Raw genomic sequence first — 17,838 nt, forward strand, 5'->3', positions numbered from 1 at the left:
GATGATCGGGCCAACGGATCGCCACGCGCTCAGGCCTCGCCGCGGGTTTCGATCAGGCTGGCCGCAATCGCCTCGGTCGGGCTTTTGCCGCCCCACAGCACGAACTGGAACACCGGATAGAAACGCTCGCACTCGTCGATCGCGGTCTCGACCAGCAATTGCGCCTGATCCAGCGTCAGCGTGCCGCCCGCGCCCAGCAATGCGCCATGGCGGAACAGGATGATGCCGCTCGACGACCATAGCTCGAAATGGCCCAGCCACAGCTGCTCGTTGATCAGCCCCAGCGTCTCGTAGATCGTGCCGCGCTTTTCGTCGGTAACGCGAATGTCGGGCAGCGCCAGCAGTTGCAGCACCTGATCCTCGTCGCGCCAGATGCCGCGCAGCTCATATTGCGCCCAGCTGCCTTGCGTGTTGGCGACGATCTCATCCTCGCCAACCTGCTCGTAGGTCCAGCCATGCGCCTCGAAAAAGGCGGCCAGCATATCGATCGGCGCGGCTTCCTGGCCGCCATGCTCAAACTCGTCGCTATCCATCATCGGCGCGCCTTAACACCGCGAACGGCGAAAGGACAGACAGGATCAGTCCGCTTCAACGGGCTTGGTCTTAGTCGCCTTGACGGTCTTTTTGACCGGTTCGGACGTCTTGCCTTCCAGCGCGTCGATACGGGCCTTGAGCAGTTCAACCTCTTCGCGCGCAGCCGCCGCCAGCGCCTTTACCGCGTCAAACTCCTCACGCGACACGAAGTCCGCGCCGCCCATCCATTCCTTGGCCTTCTCGCGCGCATTGGCCTCAAACTCGCGGCTCATGCCCGCCACGGTCCCGGCCGCGCCATTCACCAGCTTGGCCAGATCGTCGAAAAAGCGGTTCTCGCTCTGCATGATGCTCATCCTCTCAACTGGCGCGGCAACCGCGCCAAAAATCATATCTGGGTCTGAAGCGCGGGCGCGACAAGGGTTTCCGCATCCGGGTTCAGGCGATTAATCTCATAATTGAGGAAGGAGGCGAAGGCCAGCCAGGCCAGATAGGGCAGCAACAACCAGCCCGCGACGCGGCGGATACGGCTGAACAGCCAGGTCGTGATCGCCACCAGCACGAACAGGGCAAGGATCAGCACCAGCGCGCTGCCGACCTGATGCGCGCGGAAAAAGAGCGGCGACCAGGCGAGGTTCATGACAAACTGGACCAGAAACAGGGTGATAGCCAGGCCCCGCCCCTTTGCCCCGCGCGCATGCAGCACGATTGCCAGCGCCAGTGCCATCGCAATGTAGAGAATGGTCCAGGCGACGCCAAACGCCCAGCCCGGCGGCATCAGCGCGGGCTTTACCAGTGCGTCGAACCAGCGATTGCCAAAGCCGCTATTGGCGAACTGGCCCGACAGGAAACCCAGCAGGACGATGACCGGCACGGTCACCAGCGCCCAGCGCAGATAGGCAAGGCGCAATTGGCCGGGGGACGCGATTTCGTTCATCGGCAACGCTTCTCCACGCTCATCCTATTCGGCCGGATCGGGCGAATCCTTCAACGCCGAATCCAGCTTGCGACCAACGGTTTGCGGAGAAACCGTCCGCTTCGCAACACGCGAATAGAATATGGGGATCAGGAACAGGGTGATCAGCGTCGCCAGACTGACCCCGAACACGATGACCACGCCGATCGAGTTGCGCGCCGCCGCGCCAGCGCCCCCGCGAATCACCAGCGGCACCGCGCCGATGACGGTGGCGATCGACGTCATCAGGATCGGCCGCAGGCGGCGGGTCGCAGCCTCCCGAATGGCCTGCGCCACCTCCAGCCCCTCGTCGCGCAACTGATTGGCGAACTCGACGATCAGGATGCCATTCTTGGCCGCCAGCCCCACCAGCATGACGATACCGATCTGGCTGTAGAGGTTGATCGACCCGCCCGTGACGATCAGCCCCAGCACGCCGCCCGCCACTGCCAGCGGCACCGTGGCGATGATCACGCCAGGGTGGATGAAACTCTCGAACTGCGCCGCCAGCAGCAGATAGACGATCAGGATGGTAAGGCCGAAGATCAGCCAGATCGATCCGCCGGTTTCGCGCAGCGACTGGCTTTCGCCGCGATAGCCGATCGCCAGCACTTCGGGCGACTGGCGCGCTTCGTTCTCCAGGAAGGCGAGCGCCTGTCCCAGCGACGTGCCGGGGGCCAGCGCCGCCGACAGGGTGATCGCGCGCAGCTTGTTATAGCGGTTGAGCTGGCGCGGCCCGGCGACTTCGCGCACCGTGACCAGCGCCGAGAGGGGGACGAGCGCACCATTGGTCGCGCGCACCTGTATCCGCTCCAGATCGGCCAGCGTCTGCCGCCCATCCTGTTCCGCCTGCACCAGCACGCGATATTCCTCGCCCCGGTCGACATAGGTGGTCACGCGCCGCGACCCTAACAGGCTTTGCAAGGCCTGGCTGATGTCGTTGACCGACACGCCCAGGTCACCCGCGCGCTGCTGGTTGACGTCGATCCGCATCTGCGGCTTGGTTTCCTTATAGTCGCTGTCCAGGTTGATCAGCCCCGGATAGTTGGCCGCGGCGGCAATGATCCGATCGCGCGCCGCCACCAGCCCTTCATAGGTCGATCCGGCCAGCACGATATTGACCGGCAGACCGCGCCCGCGTCCCAGCCCCGATCGCGGTGCCGCATTGCCACGCACGCCGGGCTGGTCGGCAATCACCTTGTTGATAATGGTCGCAACTTCCGCCGTCGTGATCGTGCGGTCCTCCCATGGACGCAGGAAGGCGATGACATTGCCGCTGTTGAAATCGTCCGACGTCCCGAAACCTGCCGGCGCACGGACAATCAGATTCTGGAGCGTCCCATCCTCTCGCAGCGGCGCAAGCGCGGTTTCGATCTTGCGCATATAGGTCAGCATCCGGTCAAAGCCCGCACCCTCCGGCGCGCTGATCTGGCTGTCGACCACGCCGGTATCCTCGGCAGGTGCCAGTTCGCTCGGCAGGAACGTGAATAGGCCACCGGCAAGGCACAGAAACAGACCAACCCCGATCAGCGGCAGCAGCGGCTTGCGCAGGACATGATCCAGCCAGCGGGCATAGCCGCCCTCCAGCCGCTGGAACCGGGCATCGACCCAGCGCGCCAGCCGCCCGCGCTCGGCATTGTTGAGCAATTTCGAACAGAGCATTGGCGCCAGGCTGAGCGAGATAAAGCCCGAAAAGGCGATGGCGGCGATCATCGCGATGGCCAGTTCGCGGAACAGCAATCCGGTCTGCCCGGCCAGGAACATCACCGGCACGAAAACCGCGCATACGACCAATGTGGTGGAAATGATCGCAAAGCCCACCTGCCGCGTGCCGAGATAGGAAGCGACCAGCGGGTCCTCCCCCTGTTCGATGCGGTGATAGACATTTTCCAGCACGACGATGGCGTCATCCACCACCAGCCCGATCGCCAGCACGAAGGCGAGCAGGGTCAGCAGGTTGATCGACAGGCCCAGCAGCCACATGACCGCGCAGGTCGCCAGCAGGCAGATCGGCACGGTAATGGCCGGAACGATCGTCGCGCGCACCGACCCCAGAAACAGGAAGATGACAAGGATGACGAGCAGCGCCGCCTCGATCAGCGTGTCATAGACATTGTCGATCGCCCGGCTGATGAACAGCGATTCGTCGGAGCCAACCGCCACCCGCATCCCCTGCGGCAGGGTCGGGCGCAATTGTTCGGCCAGCGCCTTGGCCTTGTCCGCAACCTCCAGCGTGTTCGCGCCCGACTGCCGCACAATGCCAAGGCCGATCGCGGTCCCGGCGTTGGAGCGGAAGCTGCTATAGGGGTTTTCCGGCCCTTCCTCGATCCGCGCGACATCGCCCAGTTTGACCTGATAGCCATTGTCGCCCCGGCCAACGACCAACTGGGCAAATTGCTCCGGCGTGGCGAAAGGACGATCGACACGCAGCGTCTGGTTCTGGTCCTTCGATTCGAACCGCCCGGCGGGCAGTTCGACATTCTGTGCGCGCAGCGCATTTTCGACATCGGCCGGGGTCAGGCCAAAGGCCGCAAGACGTTCCGCATTCATCCACACGCGGGTCGATGGCCGCGCCTCGCCGCCGATCGTCACGCGCGCCACCCCGTCGATCGCGGAGAAACGGTCGGCAATATTGCGGTCGATATAATCGCTCAGCTGGATCGCGCTCCAGCCGGGGCGGGAGAAGGCCAGGAACAGGATCGGCCGCGCGTCCGCATCGACCTTGCGGATTTCGGGCGCCAGCGCGTCCTCCGGCAGATCCTCGACCACCGACCCCACCCGGTCGCGTACATCGTTGGCCGCGGTATCAATGTCGCGCGAGGGATCGAATTCGATGCTGATGTTGGACGTGCCATCCTGCGACGTCGACGTAATCGTGCGGATACCCTGCACGCCAGCGACTGCATCCTCGATCAGCTGGGTGATGCGCGTTTCAACGACCGAAGCGGCAGCGCCCGTATAATTGGTCTCGACCGACACGACCGGCGGATCGGTATCGGGATATTCGCGCACCGACAGGCTGAGATAGCCCACCACCCCGACGATGCAGAGCAGCACCGCGACGACGGCGGAAAAGACCGGGCGGCGGACGGACAGGTCGGACAGCTGCATGGCGCTACTTAGCCTGCGGGCTTGGCTGATGGCGCGGGCTTGTCCCCTGCCAGCCGCACCGGCGCGCCATCACTCAGCTTGACGACCCCGTCGGTGACGACCATCTGCCCGGCCTTCACCCCGCCCAAAATCTCTACCAGTCCGTTCTGGCGCAGGCCGGTATCGACCTTGACCCGCTTGGCCTTGCGATCCTCCAGCACGAACACGAACCGTTCCTCACCATCGCCGACCACCGCCAGTTCGGGTAGCGCCAGCGACTTGCGCTGGCGTGACACGATGCTGACGGTCAGCAACATGCCGGGCTTCAGCGCACGGTCGGGATTGGGCAGGATCGCACGCACGCGCACGGCGCGGGTGGCGGGGTCGATCACCGGGTCGATCGTCGCGATCGTGCCGGTAAAGGGCCGGTCGGGCCAGGCGGCGGAGACAGCGCGGATCGCCTGACCCGCGCGAATGGTGGCCAGGCGCGTTTCCGGCACGGTGAAGTCCAGCTTGATCCGCGAAATATCGCTGACCGTGGCGATCGCCGTCCCCGCCGTCACGATCGCGCCGGGCGATACGGTGCGCAGGCTGACCCAGCCGCCAAAGGGCGCGCGGATCACCCGGTCGCTGATCGCGGCCCGGCTCTGGTCCGCGCTCGCCTTGGCCGCATTGGCCAGCGCAAGCTGCTGGTCGAGCGAGGCGGCGGTCGCGAACCCGCGCGCTTTCAACGCCTGCACCCGTTGCAATTGCTGCCCGGCCTGCAAAGCCTGCGCCTGCGCTGCGGCCAGTTCCGCCTGTTCCTGCGCAATCGCCATGGTCGCGATCACCTGCCCCTTGGCGACATAGCCGCCATCGGCAAAGTTGATCGAAGTAACCCGCTCCGTCACCGGCGCAGACAAAATCACCTGTTCATTGGCAAGCGCGGTGCCGACCGCATCCAGCGTATCGGCGAAATCGGCGGTCGCGATCGGCGCCGCCTCGACCAGCGCAGCCGGGCGCGGCTTGGGCGCCTTGTCGCCGCTGCAACCGGCAAGGCAAAGGGCGGTGAGAAGAAACAGGGAATTACGCATGATGGAGGGCTATCGGGCCTTTCGGTGCGACACAACATGGCCTTTTGTCGCAAGATGTAACAACGTCCCAAATAACGAACATAGGGCGTTTATCCACCAAGCCGGGCATGGAGCAGAAATTCGACATTGCCCTGCGGTCCGGTGATCGGACTGGGCGTGATGCCGATAACGGTCCAGCCCTGCGCCTGTATCCATGTGCGGACTTCGTCGCAGACACGCGCGTGGATTTCAGGATCGCGCACCACCCCGCCCTTGCCGACTTCCTCACGCCCCGCCTCGAACTGCGGCTTGATCAGCGCCACCAGCGCCGCGCCGGGGCGGGCGAAGGTCAAGGGCCGCTCCAGCACCTTGGCCAGCGATATGAAGCTGGCGTCGCACACGATGATGTCGATCGGTTCTGGGATGTGCGCCGGTGTCAGGATGCGGGCGCTCGTCTGTTCATGGACGATGACCCGATCGTCGCTACGCAATTTCCACGCCAGCTGGTTGGTGCCGCTGTCAACCGCATAGACCCGAACCGCGCCATTGGTCAGCAGCACGTCGGTAAAGCCGCCGGTCGAGCTGCCCACGTCCAGCCCCACCATGCCGATCACGGGAATCGCATATTCGGCCAAAGCATGGGCCAGCTTGATGCCGCCGCGCGACACCCAGGGATGGTCCCGGCCCCGCACGTCCAGATCCGCGTCCAATGCGACCTGTTGCCCGGCCTTGTCGATCTTCCGGTCGCCCAGAAAAACAAGGCCCGCCAGGATCAGCGCCTGCGCCCGCGCCCGGCTTTCCGCCAGGCCATTGTCGACAAGCAACTGGTCAGCGCGAATCTTCGCCATCAGCGCACCAGCGCCGTCAGCGTGGCGGGGGTCAGCAATTGCGGCAGCGCCTGCGCCTCCTTGCCCGGCGCATACCAGAGGTACAGCGGCACGCCCGACCGCCCCTGCCCTTCCAGAAAACGGGTGATCGCAGGGTCGGCATTGGTCCAGTCGCCGACCATGACCGTGACGCCACCTTTATCGAACGCCGCGCGGGTTTCGGCGCGGTCGATCGCGGCGGCTTCATTCGCCTTGCAGGTCAGGCACCAGTCGGCGGTGAAATAGAGGAAGATCGGCTTGTTCGCCGCGCGCAGACTGGCCAGCTTGGCTTCATTGAACGGCAGCGCCGCGCCCTCCTGGACCACGGCGGCAGGCGCGCGCGACGGCAGCAACGCCACCGCCCCGCCCAGCACAGCCAGCCCCGCCAGCGCGACGATCCAGCCACCGCCCCGTCCCGCCCGCTGCCGACTGCCCAGCCACCAGAGCAACAGGACAAAGGCCAGCATAGCGGCCAGGCCAATGGTCATGCCCACAACGCCGCGTTGCTGCCCCAGCAGCCAGGCCAGGCCCAGCGCGGTCAGGAACATCGGGATCGCCAAAATCTTCTGGAACCGCGCCATCCATGGTCCGGGCCGTGGCAGCCGCGTGCGCAGCGCCGGGATATAGGCCAGCAGCAGGAAGGGCAGCGCCAGCCCCAGCCCCAGCCCGGCAAACACCGCCAGCGCGGCCGCCAGCGGCAGCACCATCGCCGCGCCCATCGCCGCGCCCATGAACGGCCCGGTGCAGGGCGTCGCGACGAAGGCGACCAGCGCTCCGGTCCAGAACGCGCCCGCCATACCGCCCTTGCCCGCCAGCCCCTCGCCCCCGCCGACCGCGCGCAATTCAAACAGTCCCGCCAGATTGAAGGCGATGGCGCTGACCAGCAGCAGCAGTGTCAAAATGATGCGCGGGTCCTGCAACTGGAACGCCCAGCCGACCGCCGCCCCCGCCGCGCGCAATGCCAGCAATGCCGCGCCCAGCGCCAGACAGGTGGCAATCACCCCAGCCGCATAGGCCAGCGCCTCGCGCCGCACTATGCGCTCATCCCCGCCCGCCTTGGCCAGCTTCATGGCTTTCAGGCCCAATATCGGGAACACGCACGGCATGATGTTGAGCAACAATCCACCCAGCAAAGCGCCACCCAGCGCGATCAGAATCGCCTGCATCGTGCCGCCTGACGCCGCGACCGCGCCGGGGCGGGCCGTCAGCAGGAAGCCGACATGGTCCCCGGTCGCCAGCACCGCCTGCACTGCGCCGCCCTTGCCGCCCTCGCCCGCATCGGTTTCGACCAGCAGCCGGTCGCCATCGCGGGTCACGCTCTGCGGCGCGGCATAGCGCGCCAGCCCTTCGGCAAGCGGGAAAAGATGCACATTGCTGGCCTGCGCATTGGCCGGGAACGGCACCGACAGGCGCAGCTTGCCACCCGCGATCGCATAGGTCGCCTCCGACCCCAGTGGTCGGGGCAAATGGCTGCGCCACCCGTCGAACCGCGCACGATCCGCCGCTAAGACCTGACCGTCGCCCGCCACCAGATCGAGCGCCATCTCGCCGCTTTCGGGGACGCACACCTTGTCGGTGCAGGCCAGCCACTGCGCCTTGACCCGCACCGGCAGGCGCGTGCCAGCCGCGACATCGGGCGCAACGGTCAGGGTCGCCAGCACGCCATAGGGGCCTTCATAGACATGGTTCATCAGGCCCGAAATCAGCAGCGTTTCCGGCACCGGATAGCGCAGACGCCCGACGGTGACGCCCTTTGGCAATGTCCAGCTCACTGTCATGCCAAGGCCCGCGTCGCCCGGATTTTCCCAATAGCCGTGCCAGCCTGGCTCCGGCACCATGGCAAAGGCGATGCTGGTCGATTTGCCCGGGGCGGGCGTTGCGCTTTCGGCCACCAGTCGCGCGGCGATATGCGGCGCGCCGCCCCCGAAAGCCCCCTGCGCCTGCGCGCCTGACACCCCGGCCAGCAACGCCAGCGTCATCAATATGACATGAAAAATCCGCATCGGGCCTCTGGTCGGGTGGATGCCAGCGGGCTAGGTCCGGTGGCGTTCGCCGTCAAGGCTGGAGAAGGTACAGTAGATGTTGAGAAAAGTCGCCGCCGCCCTGCTGCTCGCCACCGCAATCCCCGCTACCGCACAAACGACGCCGCCCAAGCTGATCGTCGCTATCTCGGTCGATCAGTTTTCAGCCGATCTGTTCAGCGAATATCGCCAATATTATAGCGGTGGCCTCAAGCGACTGACACAGGGCGTCGTGTTTCCCAAAGGCTATCAAAGCCATGCGGCGACCGAAACCTGCCCCGGCCATTCGACCATCCTGACCGGCAGCCGCCCGTCGCGCACCGGCATCATCGCCAACACCTGGTTCGACCTGTCGACCGCGCGGGAGGACAAGGCGATCTATTGCGCCGAGGATGAAAGCGTGTCCGGCAGCAACAGCGGCGATTATGTCGCCTCCCCCATTCACCTGAAAGTCCCGACCCTGGGCGGTCGGATGAAGATCGCCAACCCCGCTACCCGCGTCGTGTCCGTCGCGGGCAAGGATCGCGCCGCGATCATGATGGGCGGGCCGACCGCCGACCAGACATGGTGGATCGGCGGCGCGCAGGGCTTTGTCAGCTATAAGGGCGTCGCCACCCCGCCCCTGGTCGCGAAAATCAACGAGGCTTTCGCCCAGCGCCTGGCCCAGCCCAATGCCGGTTTCGATCTGCCGCAGCAATGCGTGGCCAAGGATTTCCCCGTCGCCATCGGCGCTGGCAAGAGTGTCGGCACCGGCCGCTTCGCCCGCGCGGCTGGCGATTTCAAAAGCTTCCGCGCCTCGCCAGAACAGGATGCGATGACGCTGGTGCTGGCCGCTGGCGCGATCGAAAGCATGGCGCTGGGCAAGCAGGCGCAGACCGACATCATCTCGATCGGCCTGTCGGCAACCGATTATGTCGGCCACACCTATGGCACCGAAGGCACCGAAAGCTGCATCCAGATCGACCGGCTCGACCGGGAACTGGGCGCTTTCTTCGATCGACTCGACAAGGACGGCATCGACTATGCCGTGGTGCTGACCGCCGACCATGGCGGCCACGACCTGCCCGAACGCCACCGCGAAAATGCCATGCCAATGGAAAGCCGCGTCGATGAGGCACTGACGCCCAAGGCGCTGACCGCCACCATCGGCGCAAAGACCGGCCTGACCGGCAAGAAGCTCATCTGGGGCGACGGCCCGGCGGGTGACCTGTATATCGACAAGGGGCTGACCGCCGCCCAGCGCGCGAATGTAGAGGCGGAGACGCTCAAACTGCTACGCGCCCATCCACAGGTCGAGGCCGCCTATACCAAGGCGCAGATCGCCGCCGTCCCCTCCCCCTCCGGCCCGCCGGAAAGCTGGACCCTGCTTCAGGAAGCGCGCGCCAGCTTCGATGCGCAACGGTCGGGCGACATATTGCTGCTGCTGAAACCGCGCGTCACCCCTATCCCCGATCCGACGAAGGGCTATGTCGCCACCCATGGCAGCCCATGGGACTATGACCGCCGCGTCCCCATCCTGTTCTGGCGCAAGGGGCTGACCCATTTCGAACAGCCGCTGGGCGTGGAAACGGTGGACATCATGCCCACGCTGGCGGCGCTGATCGCCCTGCCAGTCGCAAAAAGCGAGATTGACGGCCGTTGCCTGGATCTGGTGGCGGGCGAAGGGACCAGTTGCCCCGCGCAATAAACCCGATCAAATACCCAACCTCCGTTCGTTTCGAGCGAAGTCGAGAAACCTCAGCCAGCGTTTCTCGACACGCTCGAAAGGGACGGATGGTGGATCAAATATTCTCCCCAACCCCGTCCGTGCTTTCCACCATAGCATGGACGCGATGCGGGGCGGATACGTCGACCCGGCTGGTGACTTCATACTGCGCCTTGGCCTGACGCACATTGCTGTCCGCCGGTACGCTGTCGGTCAACCAGACATTGCCGCCGATGACCGACCGGCTGCCGACGATGATCCGTCCCAGCACCGTGGCGCCGGCATAGATGACGACATCATCCTCGATGATCGGATGACGCGGCAAAGCCTTTTCCAGCGCGCCCTTCTCGTCCGACGGGAAGCTGCGCGCGCCCAGCGTCACGCCCTGATAGAGCCGCACCCGCTGTCCCACGATCGCGGTTTCGCCGATCACGACACCAGTGCCATGGTCGATGAAGAAGCTGGGACCGATCTTCGCGCCGGGGTGAATATCAATCCCGGTCTTGCCATGCGCGATTTCGGAGATGATCCGCGCCACCAGCGGCGCACCCAGTTCGTGCAGCCGATGCGCCAGCCGATGGTGGATGATCGCCAGCATCGAGGGGTAGCAGATCAGCACCTCATCCACGCTGCGCGCGGCGGGATCGCCCAGAAACGCAGCCTCCACATCGGTATCGAGCAGTTCGCGCAAACCGGGCAGCGCCTGCGCGAAGCCACTGATGATCCGCGCCGCCTGCGCGTCGATCGCCGTCGCCGGTTCGTCCTTCAGCGCATAGATCAGCTCCAGCCTGATCTGGCCGTAGAGACGGCTCAGCACGGTCTGGAGCGTCTCGGCGACGAAACTGTCCTCGTTATGCAGCCGCACGAAATCGGGGCCAAGCCGCAGCGGGAACAGCGCGCCGCACAGCGCCTGCATGATTTTCGTCAGATTGGCGCGCGAGGGGAAACCCTCCGCGCCATATTCGGCATGATGCTGCTGGTCGCGCCGCCAACGGCCGCGCACCGCGCCCAGATCAGCAACCAGCTGATCCAGATCCCAATAGCCATCCACCTCGCTGTTTGGCTTATCCACGTCCGCCGTCATATGCGCCTCTTTGCTTGTCGCGGCTGGCTTAGCCTGTGCAGGGGCGCGGCGATAAACGAGTTTTGCTTGTAGCCGGACAGTTTCTCATTTGCTGGTGGGCAGGAACAGGCAGATTTCGGCGCGCAAGCCCCCTTCGGGCCGATTGGCCAGCGTCAGCTTGCCGCCTTCGGCATCCACCGCTTTCTGCACGATCGCCAGCCCCAGCCCCAGCCCGCTCGTATTACGCTGGCGCGCGGTGTCGAGCCGGGCGAAGGGTTTGAGGACCGTATCAAGCTGGTCGCGCGGAATGCCGGGGCCATCGTCATCGACCCGGATCAGCACTTCATCGCCTTTGCGCTCCACGGTTACGCGGGCGCGCTTGCCATAATGGAGCGCATTTTCAATGAGGTTGCGCACGGCCCGGCGCAGCGAGAGCGCCCGTACCGCCATTTCCAGATGGTCCGGCCCGGCATAATCGACATCATGGCCATGGTCTTGAAACGCATCGACAATCGTCGCCACCGTGACCGCCAGGTCGGTGCGCACCGCGGGTTCGGGATCTTTCTCGCCACCCAGAAAATCGAGCAGCGATTCGATCATTTGCCCCATTTCTTCCAGATCGCCGTCCATCGCCTCGCGCGTCTCGCCATCCGGCACCGTTTCCAGCCGCAATTGCAGCCGGGCGAGCGGCGTGCGCATGTCATGGCCGACCGCCGCCAGCGTCTCGGTCCGCTCGTCGATCAGGCGATGGATGCGGGTCTGCATCACGTTGAAGGCACGGATCAGATTGCGCACGTCACTGGTGCCTGCTTCAGGCAGGATCACCTCCCGCCCTAGGCCGATCTGCTCGGTCGCGCGGGTCAGGTCGCGCAGCGGGTCCAGCGTCTTGCGGATCAGCACCCAGCCCGCGATCAGCAGCGCCAGTACCGGGATCAGCGCCATCCCCATCCGTCCGATGGTGAAGGCCCATTTGCCCCCGCTATGATGCATCCCGAAATAGAGCCAGCTGCCATCGGGCAATTGCAGCCCGCCGTTGATTTCCGAATGGCGACCGGGCGACGCCAGTCGCAGCCACAGCCGCGATCGTTCCAGACTGGGTTCCCAGGCGATGATCTGCTGCCGCATCCGCTCCAGTTCGGGCGATAGCGGCGGCGGCGGCGGCGCAGCGGGGGACCAGTGAACGTCGTAGCGATCCGTGGTCAGTTGCACGCCCATGGTGCGCCGTTCCTCGACCGGTTGTTCGGTCAGCAGCTTGCGCGCGATCACCAGATGCTCGGCCAGGCGCCTCGCCTCGTCATCCTGCAAGGATAGCTGGCTGGCGCGTTCGTACATCAGCGTGCCGACCGCAAATTCCAGCATCACCGTCAGCAACAGGATCGCAAAGATGCGGCCGACCAGCCCCAGCGATCCTTTGAAATGCCGTTTCAAGCGCGGCTGACCTCGGCATTGAACATGTATCCGACGCCGCGCACCGTGGTGATCGGCGCGGGGCGATCTTCCGTCGTCAGCTTGCGGCGCAGGCGGCTGACCAGCACGTCGATGCTGCGGTCGCTGCTGTCACCCATGCGGGTGCGCGACAGTTCGATCAGCCGCTCGCGCGCGATCACCCGCTGCGGATGGCTGAGGAAGCTGCCAAGCAGATCAAATTCCGCGCCGGTCAGGTCAACGATCGCGCCGGTCGGCGAGCGCAGTTCGCGGCGGGGGAAATTGACCACCCAATCGTCGAAGCGCGCTTCATTTTCGCGATGATCGTCCGGCCCGCGCTCCAAACCCACGCGGCGCAAGATGGCGCGGATGCGGGCGATCAGTTCGCGGGTGCCGAACGGCTTTGGCAGATAATCGTCCGCGCCCAGTTCCAGCCCGACGATCCGGTCGGTCTCGCTGCCCTTGGCGCTGATGAAGATGATGGGAACGTCGCTCTTTCGCCGGATCTGGCGGCACAGGTCAATGCCGTTGGTGCCTGGCAGCATGACGTCCAGCACGACCAGATCGACCGGGCCAGCATCGAACGCGACCCACATTTCCGGTCCAGACGAGGCGGGGCGAACCTGATAGCCATGCTCCTGCAACGCCCGCGCGGTCAGGGTGCGCAGCGGCGGGTCATCCTCTACCAGGATGATGGTGGGGGCAGTCATGATGGGGACGACAGAGCGTTGGTCATGTCAGCAGGGATAGGGTCGCCCTTAACAGGGGTCAACCATGTGGGGCTTGCGAAACGATCCGCAGCGGCAACAGCAACAATTTGTCATGCCAGCGCCATCTTGGCAGGTAAAGGTGCGCCGGGCCTGCATGAACAGGCCCGGCGCTTTGGATCAGAAAGCGGCGGTCAGCGAGAATACGACCTGGCTGCGCGCGATCGACTTGCCGACGTCCTTGCTGTCGCCCGAAACGGCGAAGTTGGGACGCAGATAATTTTCCTCGACGCGGGCAATGTCGGTGTCGACATAGGCGACGCCCAGGGTCAGCGGCGTGCCGGGGATGGCGACATCCGCACCAACCAGCCAATCGACATATTTGCCGGTCGGGGCAATCGACGTACCGTTCGGGCCAAGGCCGGGGTTGCCGTTCGAATAGCCCAGATGCGCCTTCAGCGTGACAGGCGTGTTGGGAACCGCACCGCTCACGTCAGCCCAGACGTACAGGTTATCTTCCTTGTCGCCCGGATTGAAGATGGTGCAGGCCGCATCGCTGCACCAGTTGCCCAGGGCTTCCTGCTTGGGCGCATAAGCAACGCCAACCAGACCCTTGACCGGGCCGATCGTGCTGGACAGCTTGACATAGGGTTCGGCGAAATCGGTGATGTCGGCGCCCGACGGATACATGTACCAGGTCAGACCGACGTCCAGCGTCGCGCCGCCCAGCGGAATGGCGTAACCGGCGAACAGGTCGAGTTCCATGTTGGAACCACCGAAACGGCCCCAGCCGCCCAGGTTCGATGCCCAGGTGCCGACATAGGCACCGCTTTCATGCGTGGCGGTGATGCCACCCTGAACGGCCATGCCCTTGTCGCTCTGCGACACGCCACGGAAACGATAGTCGGAAACGAGGCCAACGCTGCCCGTAACGGTAACGGGGCTGGCAGGTTCTTCCTGCGCGAAAGCCGGTACGCTGGACATAAGCGCGAGGGCGACAGTAGCGATCTTATACTTCATGAACATTCCCCTTTACGAAAGAATGTTCCGTCCTGCGTCCACTCTAGTCCGAAAGTCTGTTGCTTGCGCTTCCAGTACCGGTGGTCGAGGTCTGCCTAATTCTCAAATGGCCTACAGGCAAACAGGATTTTCTCGCAGATGCGAGATGAGGCAAATCGCTGTGACATAAAAGTAACTATTCATTGTCGGTACAATGCGCCCCTAAAGACAGAAAATGCCGCCGTGTCGGGGGGACACGGCGGCACCTTTTATCGCCTGGTCGAGGGGGGATGATCAGGCGACGAGCTGGCGCATCCGTCCGGTTGCGCCAAACAGTTCGACAGGCGACCCGGCACCGCGACGGCGATCGACCCATTCGCGCACCATTTCCGCACACGTATGGTCGATATGCCCCAGCCGCTCGACATTCAGGATGACGAGGCCAGCGGTAGGCAGCGAGTCGAGCTTGGCCGACAGCTTGGGCAGGTTGAGGAAGGTCGCCGAACCGCGCAGCGCGACTTCATGCGCGTCGCCCCGGCTTTCTTCCTCCATCTTGAGCCGCAGTCGGCTAAGATGCGGCACCAGTTCCAGCATCGACAGGGCGATGCCCACCAACACGCCGGTCAACAGGTCCGTCGCCACCACGCAGATCAGCGTCGCGGCCCACACCACGGCGGGCAACGGGCCATAACGGTGGAGCAGATGGCGAACATGATCGACACTGACCAAGCGGACGCCGGTGACGACCAATATCCCCGCCAGCGCAGCCATCGGGATTTCACGCAGCAACCATGGCAGCAGCGCGACGAAGCCCAATATCCATACGCCATGCAGCACGGCCGACATACGGGTCTTGGCCCCGGCCTGCACGTTGGCGGAGGATCGAACGATAACGCCGGTCATCGGCAACGCCCCGGCAATACCGCAGAGCAGATTACCTACGCCCTGCGCGCTCAATTCCCGGTTATAATCGGTGCGCACACCGTCATGCATCCGGTCGACGGCTGCTGCCGACAGCAATGTTTCGGCACTGGCGATGAAGGCGATGGCGATAGCGGTCGTGATGACGGTCGGGTTGAGCAATTGCGCCAGCAAGCCGTCATTTGGCAACGCAATCGCGCCGACAATCGATTCCGGGACGACGACGCGCGCAACTGGCAGGCCAAGCAGAAAGGCGACCAGTGTCGCCGCAACCACGCCGACCAGCGCGCCGGGCACGAGCTTGAGCGAGGCGGGACGGAATTTCTCCCAGCCCAACATGCCAAAGATGGTGACCATGCCGACCGCAAAGGCCGTCGCCGCATCGCTATTGCTCAGACCGAAAATCTGGCCCGGCATCGCGATCAGATTTTGCAGGCCGCTCGACAGCGGCTTGTCGTCGAACAGCACATGGAACTGGCCGACCACGATCAGCACACCGATGCCCGCGAGCATCCCATGGACGACCGCAGGCGAAATGGCACGGAACCAGCCGCCGACCCGCAACAGGCCGGCAACGACCTGGATCGCGCCTGCCAGGATCAGGATGGGACCAAGGGCGGACAACCCCTGTTCGCGGACGATTTCAAAGACGATGACGGCCAGACCCGCCGCAGGACCGCTGACCTGCAATGGCGAACCTGCCAGCAACCCCACGACGATGCCGCCAATGATTCCGGTGATCAGGCCCTTTTCCGGCGGCACGCCGGATGCAACCGCAATGCCCATGCAAAGCGGCATCGCCACCAGAAAGACAACGATCGACGCTACGAAATCGCGGCTGAATGTACCGCCGGAAAAGGCTTTCAGCATGGCTTACTCCGCCGCCAGGGCATATTCGCCTTCGCCGGCGAGGCGACGGGCGTGGGGCAGTGCGACGGGCATGGGCTGCCCTTCGCGCAGGGGCGAGAAGCGTCCGGTTTCGCCATCAAGGCCCATCACCAGACCGGCATGGATATCGACATACCAACCGTGCAGGGCGATCTCGCCACGCGCGATGCCGGATGCGACCGAGGGATGGGTGCGCAGGTGCGCGAGTTGCGCGACGACATTTTCCAGCGCCATATTGCGCAGCTTTTCCGCATCGCTCAGATCGGCAGGATAGCTCGCCTTGCACACCTGCTGCGCGGCGTGGCTGTGCCGCAGCCAGGCGGCGACATTGGGCATGGCCGTCAAATCGGCTTCGGTGGACAACGCCTTCATCGCGCCGCAATCGCTATGCCCGCACACGATGATGTCGCGCACGCCCAGCACCATGACGGCATATTCGACCGTGGAGGTCACGCCGCCATTTTGCGTCGCGTGCGGCGGGACGATATTGCCCGCATTGCGGCATACGAACAGGTCGCCGGGCTGTGCCTGCATAATATGTTCAGGCACGATCCGCGAATCGGCGCAGGAGATCATCAGCGCCTTGGGGCTCTGGCCGTCACTGGCGAGTCGATTGTAAAGCGCGCTTTCGTTCGGAAAAGTGTGCTTTTCGAAGTTGAAAACGCGACCGATAAGCTCGTTCATGGAGTCTATCCTTTTGTTGCTTTGCCGGTCAGGGGGCGGACCGGCCTGTCAGGATAGATAGGAGAGCGGTTTTGCTGCGTCGCAGCGGCTTTGTTAAATAGTATGTCTGGACGTTGAATTGATACGCCAGCGCGACAAAGCCCGATTTCAGCGGCGATCGACCGTCGCGCTCAGCATATAGCCGACACCGCGCGCGGTCACGATCGGCGCGGGCCGGTCGCCATGGCGCAGCTTGCGGCGCAGGCGGCTGATCAGCACATCGATGCTGCGATCGGACGATGGTGCATCCCGCACCCCGGCCAGTTCCATCAGCCGCGCCCGCGCGATCACCGTCTGCGGATGATCCAGCAACACAGCCAGCAACGTAAACTCGGCCGCCGTCAGATTGACTGGCGCGCCAGCCGGATCAAGGATTTCGCGCCGCCCGAAATGCGCCACCCAACCATCGAACAGCGCTTCGGTCTGGCGGCCAAGGCCCAGCGACCGGTCGCTCCGCCCCCGGCGCAGCACTGCCCGCACACGCGCCGCCAGTTCCCGGCCCGAATAGGGCTTGGCCATATAATCGTCCGCCCCCAGTTCCAGCCCGACCACCCGGTCAACCTCGCTGCTGTTGGCGCCAACCAGAATGACCGGCACGTCGCTGCGTTCCCGCACGTCGCGGCACAGATCCAGGCCGTCCGCCCCGCGCAGCGCCGAATCCAGCACGACGACACCGACCGGCATCGTACCCAGCGCCTGGAATATATCATCGGAGGATTTGGCCGGCAGGACGCGAAAGCCGCTCTCTTCCAGAAATTCGCGGATCGTCCGGCGCAGGTCCGGCTGCGTCTCGGCGATCATGATCAGCGGCGCGGTTACCGGCATCGCGGGCCGTTCGGCGCGGCATTGTCCGTCATCATCGCAACTCCTGCTCAGGCGAAAGCATCCGATA

The 17,838-nt window shown here is 64.6% G+C and carries 15 protein-coding genes; 1 reads left to right on the forward strand and 14 read right to left on the reverse strand.

The annotated features are described in order from the left end of the window. Positions 1 to 29: 29 nt before the first annotated feature. The 7 genes from ACODR8_RS00575 to ACODR8_RS00605 form a co-directional block, all read right to left on the reverse strand. A complete protein-coding gene (locus ACODR8_RS00575) occupies positions 30 to 536 on the reverse strand; it encodes a type III secretion system chaperone family protein (RefSeq protein WP_006963728.1) in 507 nt (168 codons plus the stop codon). Between the two features lie 42 nt (positions 537 to 578). After that, on the reverse strand, positions 579 to 878 hold the full coding sequence (locus ACODR8_RS00580; RefSeq protein ID WP_217673678.1) for an accessory factor UbiK family protein: 300 nt from the start codon (positions 876 to 878) through the stop codon (positions 579 to 581). Between the two features lie 41 nt (positions 879 to 919). Then, the gene (locus ACODR8_RS00585) at positions 920 to 1,468 is read right to left on the reverse strand and encodes a TspO/MBR family protein (RefSeq protein WP_489005522.1); all 549 of its coding nucleotides are present in this window, start codon (positions 1,466 to 1,468) and stop codon (positions 920 to 922) included. A 24-nt stretch (positions 1,469 to 1,492) separates the two neighbouring features. After that, the gene (locus tag ACODR8_RS00590; RefSeq protein WP_489005523.1) at positions 1,493 to 4,597 is read right to left on the reverse strand and encodes an efflux RND transporter permease subunit; all 3,105 of its coding nucleotides are present in this window, start codon (positions 4,595 to 4,597) and stop codon (positions 1,493 to 1,495) included. 8 nt (positions 4,598 to 4,605) lie between these two features. Beyond that, the gene (locus ACODR8_RS00595) at positions 4,606 to 5,649 is read right to left on the reverse strand and encodes an efflux RND transporter periplasmic adaptor subunit (protein WP_489005524.1); all 1,044 of its coding nucleotides are present in this window, start codon (positions 5,647 to 5,649) and stop codon (positions 4,606 to 4,608) included. Between the two features lie 89 nt (positions 5,650 to 5,738). Continuing rightward, positions 5,739 to 6,476, reverse strand: a complete 738-nt coding sequence (locus tag ACODR8_RS00600) for a TlyA family RNA methyltransferase (RefSeq protein WP_489005525.1) — start codon at positions 6,474 to 6,476, stop codon at positions 5,739 to 5,741. After that, positions 6,476 to 8,497: a protein-disulfide reductase DsbD family protein gene (locus ACODR8_RS00605; RefSeq protein WP_489005526.1), complete on the reverse strand. Its 2,022-nt coding sequence runs from the start codon at positions 8,495 to 8,497 to the stop codon at positions 6,476 to 6,478. The genes ACODR8_RS00600 and ACODR8_RS00605 overlap by 1 nt, the downstream gene beginning before the upstream one ends. Before the next feature lie 76 nt (positions 8,498 to 8,573). Between ACODR8_RS00605 and ACODR8_RS00610 the strand changes: the two genes are divergently transcribed. Next, a complete protein-coding gene (locus ACODR8_RS00610; protein ID WP_489005527.1) occupies positions 8,574 to 10,202 on the forward strand; it encodes an alkaline phosphatase family protein in 1,629 nt (542 codons plus the stop codon). A 94-nt stretch (positions 10,203 to 10,296) separates the two neighbouring features. On the opposite strand, the gene epsC is transcribed toward ACODR8_RS00610, so the two are convergent. From epsC to ACODR8_RS00645, 7 genes are all read right to left on the reverse strand, one after another. Beyond that, positions 10,297 to 11,304 (reverse strand): serine O-acetyltransferase EpsC, encoded by a 1,008-nt coding sequence (gene epsC / locus ACODR8_RS00615; RefSeq protein WP_489005528.1) that lies wholly within the window; start codon positions 11,302 to 11,304, stop codon positions 10,297 to 10,299. Between the two features lie 84 nt (positions 11,305 to 11,388). Further along, positions 11,389 to 12,711, reverse strand: a complete 1,323-nt coding sequence (locus tag ACODR8_RS00620) for an ATP-binding protein (RefSeq protein ID WP_489005529.1) — start codon at positions 12,709 to 12,711, stop codon at positions 11,389 to 11,391. Beyond that, positions 12,708 to 13,418, reverse strand: a complete 711-nt coding sequence (locus tag ACODR8_RS00625; RefSeq protein WP_006961535.1) for a response regulator — start codon at positions 13,416 to 13,418, stop codon at positions 12,708 to 12,710. The genes ACODR8_RS00620 and ACODR8_RS00625 overlap by 4 nt, the downstream gene beginning before the upstream one ends. A gap of 177 nt (positions 13,419 to 13,595) precedes the next feature. Continuing rightward, entirely contained in the window at positions 13,596 to 14,441 is an 846-nt protein-coding gene (locus ACODR8_RS00630) for a TorF family putative porin (protein WP_217673324.1), read from the reverse strand. 267 nt (positions 14,442 to 14,708) lie between these two features. After that, on the reverse strand, positions 14,709 to 16,205 hold the full coding sequence (locus ACODR8_RS00635) for a SulP family inorganic anion transporter (RefSeq protein WP_489005530.1): 1,497 nt from the start codon (positions 16,203 to 16,205) through the stop codon (positions 14,709 to 14,711). Positions 16,206 to 16,208: 3 nt separating this feature from the next. Further along, entirely contained in the window at positions 16,209 to 16,907 is a 699-nt protein-coding gene (locus tag ACODR8_RS00640; protein ID WP_489005531.1) for a carbonic anhydrase, read from the reverse strand. A 147-nt stretch (positions 16,908 to 17,054) separates the two neighbouring features. Further along, positions 17,055 to 17,771, reverse strand: coding sequence for a response regulator transcription factor (locus ACODR8_RS00645; protein WP_489005532.1), 717 nt, complete (start codon positions 17,769 to 17,771; stop codon positions 17,055 to 17,057). Positions 17,772 to 17,838: the final 67 nt, after the last annotated feature.

Source organism: Sphingobium sp. FG58 (assembly GCF_057809055.1).

Bases quoted from the DNA above. Each gene is read 5' to 3' on its own strand.
- ACODR8_RS00585 (WP_489005522.1), bottom strand. From the start codon at position 1,468: ATGAACGAAATCGCGTCCCCCGGCCAATTGCGCCTTGCCTATCTGCGC.
- ACODR8_RS00645 (WP_489005532.1), bottom strand. From the start codon at position 17,771: ATGCCGGTAACCGCGCCGCTGATCATGATCGCCGAGACGCAGCCGGAC.
- ACODR8_RS00590 (WP_489005523.1), bottom strand. From the start codon at position 4,597: ATGCAGCTGTCCGACCTGTCCGTCCGCCGCCCGGTCTTTTCCGCCGTC.
- ACODR8_RS00600 (WP_489005525.1), bottom strand. From the start codon at position 6,476: ATGGCGAAGATTCGCGCTGACCAGTTGCTTGTCGACAATGGCCTGGCG.
- ACODR8_RS00625 (WP_006961535.1), bottom strand. From the start codon at position 13,418: ATGACTGCCCCCACCATCATCCTGGTAGAGGATGACCCGCCGCTGCGC.
- ACODR8_RS00605 (WP_489005526.1), bottom strand. From the start codon at position 8,497: ATGCGGATTTTTCATGTCATATTGATGACGCTGGCGTTGCTGGCCGGG.
- epsC (WP_489005528.1), bottom strand. From the start codon at position 11,304: ATGACGGCGGACGTGGATAAGCCAAACAGCGAGGTGGATGGCTATTGG.
- ACODR8_RS00580 (WP_217673678.1), bottom strand. From the start codon at position 878: ATGCAGAGCGAGAACCGCTTTTTCGACGATCTGGCCAAGCTGGTGAAT.
- ACODR8_RS00595 (WP_489005524.1), bottom strand. From the start codon at position 5,649: ATGCGTAATTCCCTGTTTCTTCTCACCGCCCTTTGCCTTGCCGGTTGC.
- ACODR8_RS00630 (WP_217673324.1), bottom strand. From the start codon at position 14,441: ATGTTCATGAAGTATAAGATCGCTACTGTCGCCCTCGCGCTTATGTCC.
- ACODR8_RS00640 (WP_489005531.1), bottom strand. From the start codon at position 16,907: ATGAACGAGCTTATCGGTCGCGTTTTCAACTTCGAAAAGCACACTTTT.
- ACODR8_RS00635 (WP_489005530.1), bottom strand. From the start codon at position 16,205: ATGCTGAAAGCCTTTTCCGGCGGTACATTCAGCCGCGATTTCGTAGCG.
- ACODR8_RS00610 (WP_489005527.1), top strand. From the start codon at position 8,574: ATGTTGAGAAAAGTCGCCGCCGCCCTGCTGCTCGCCACCGCAATCCCC.
- ACODR8_RS00575 (WP_006963728.1), bottom strand. From the start codon at position 536: ATGATGGATAGCGACGAGTTTGAGCATGGCGGCCAGGAAGCCGCGCCG.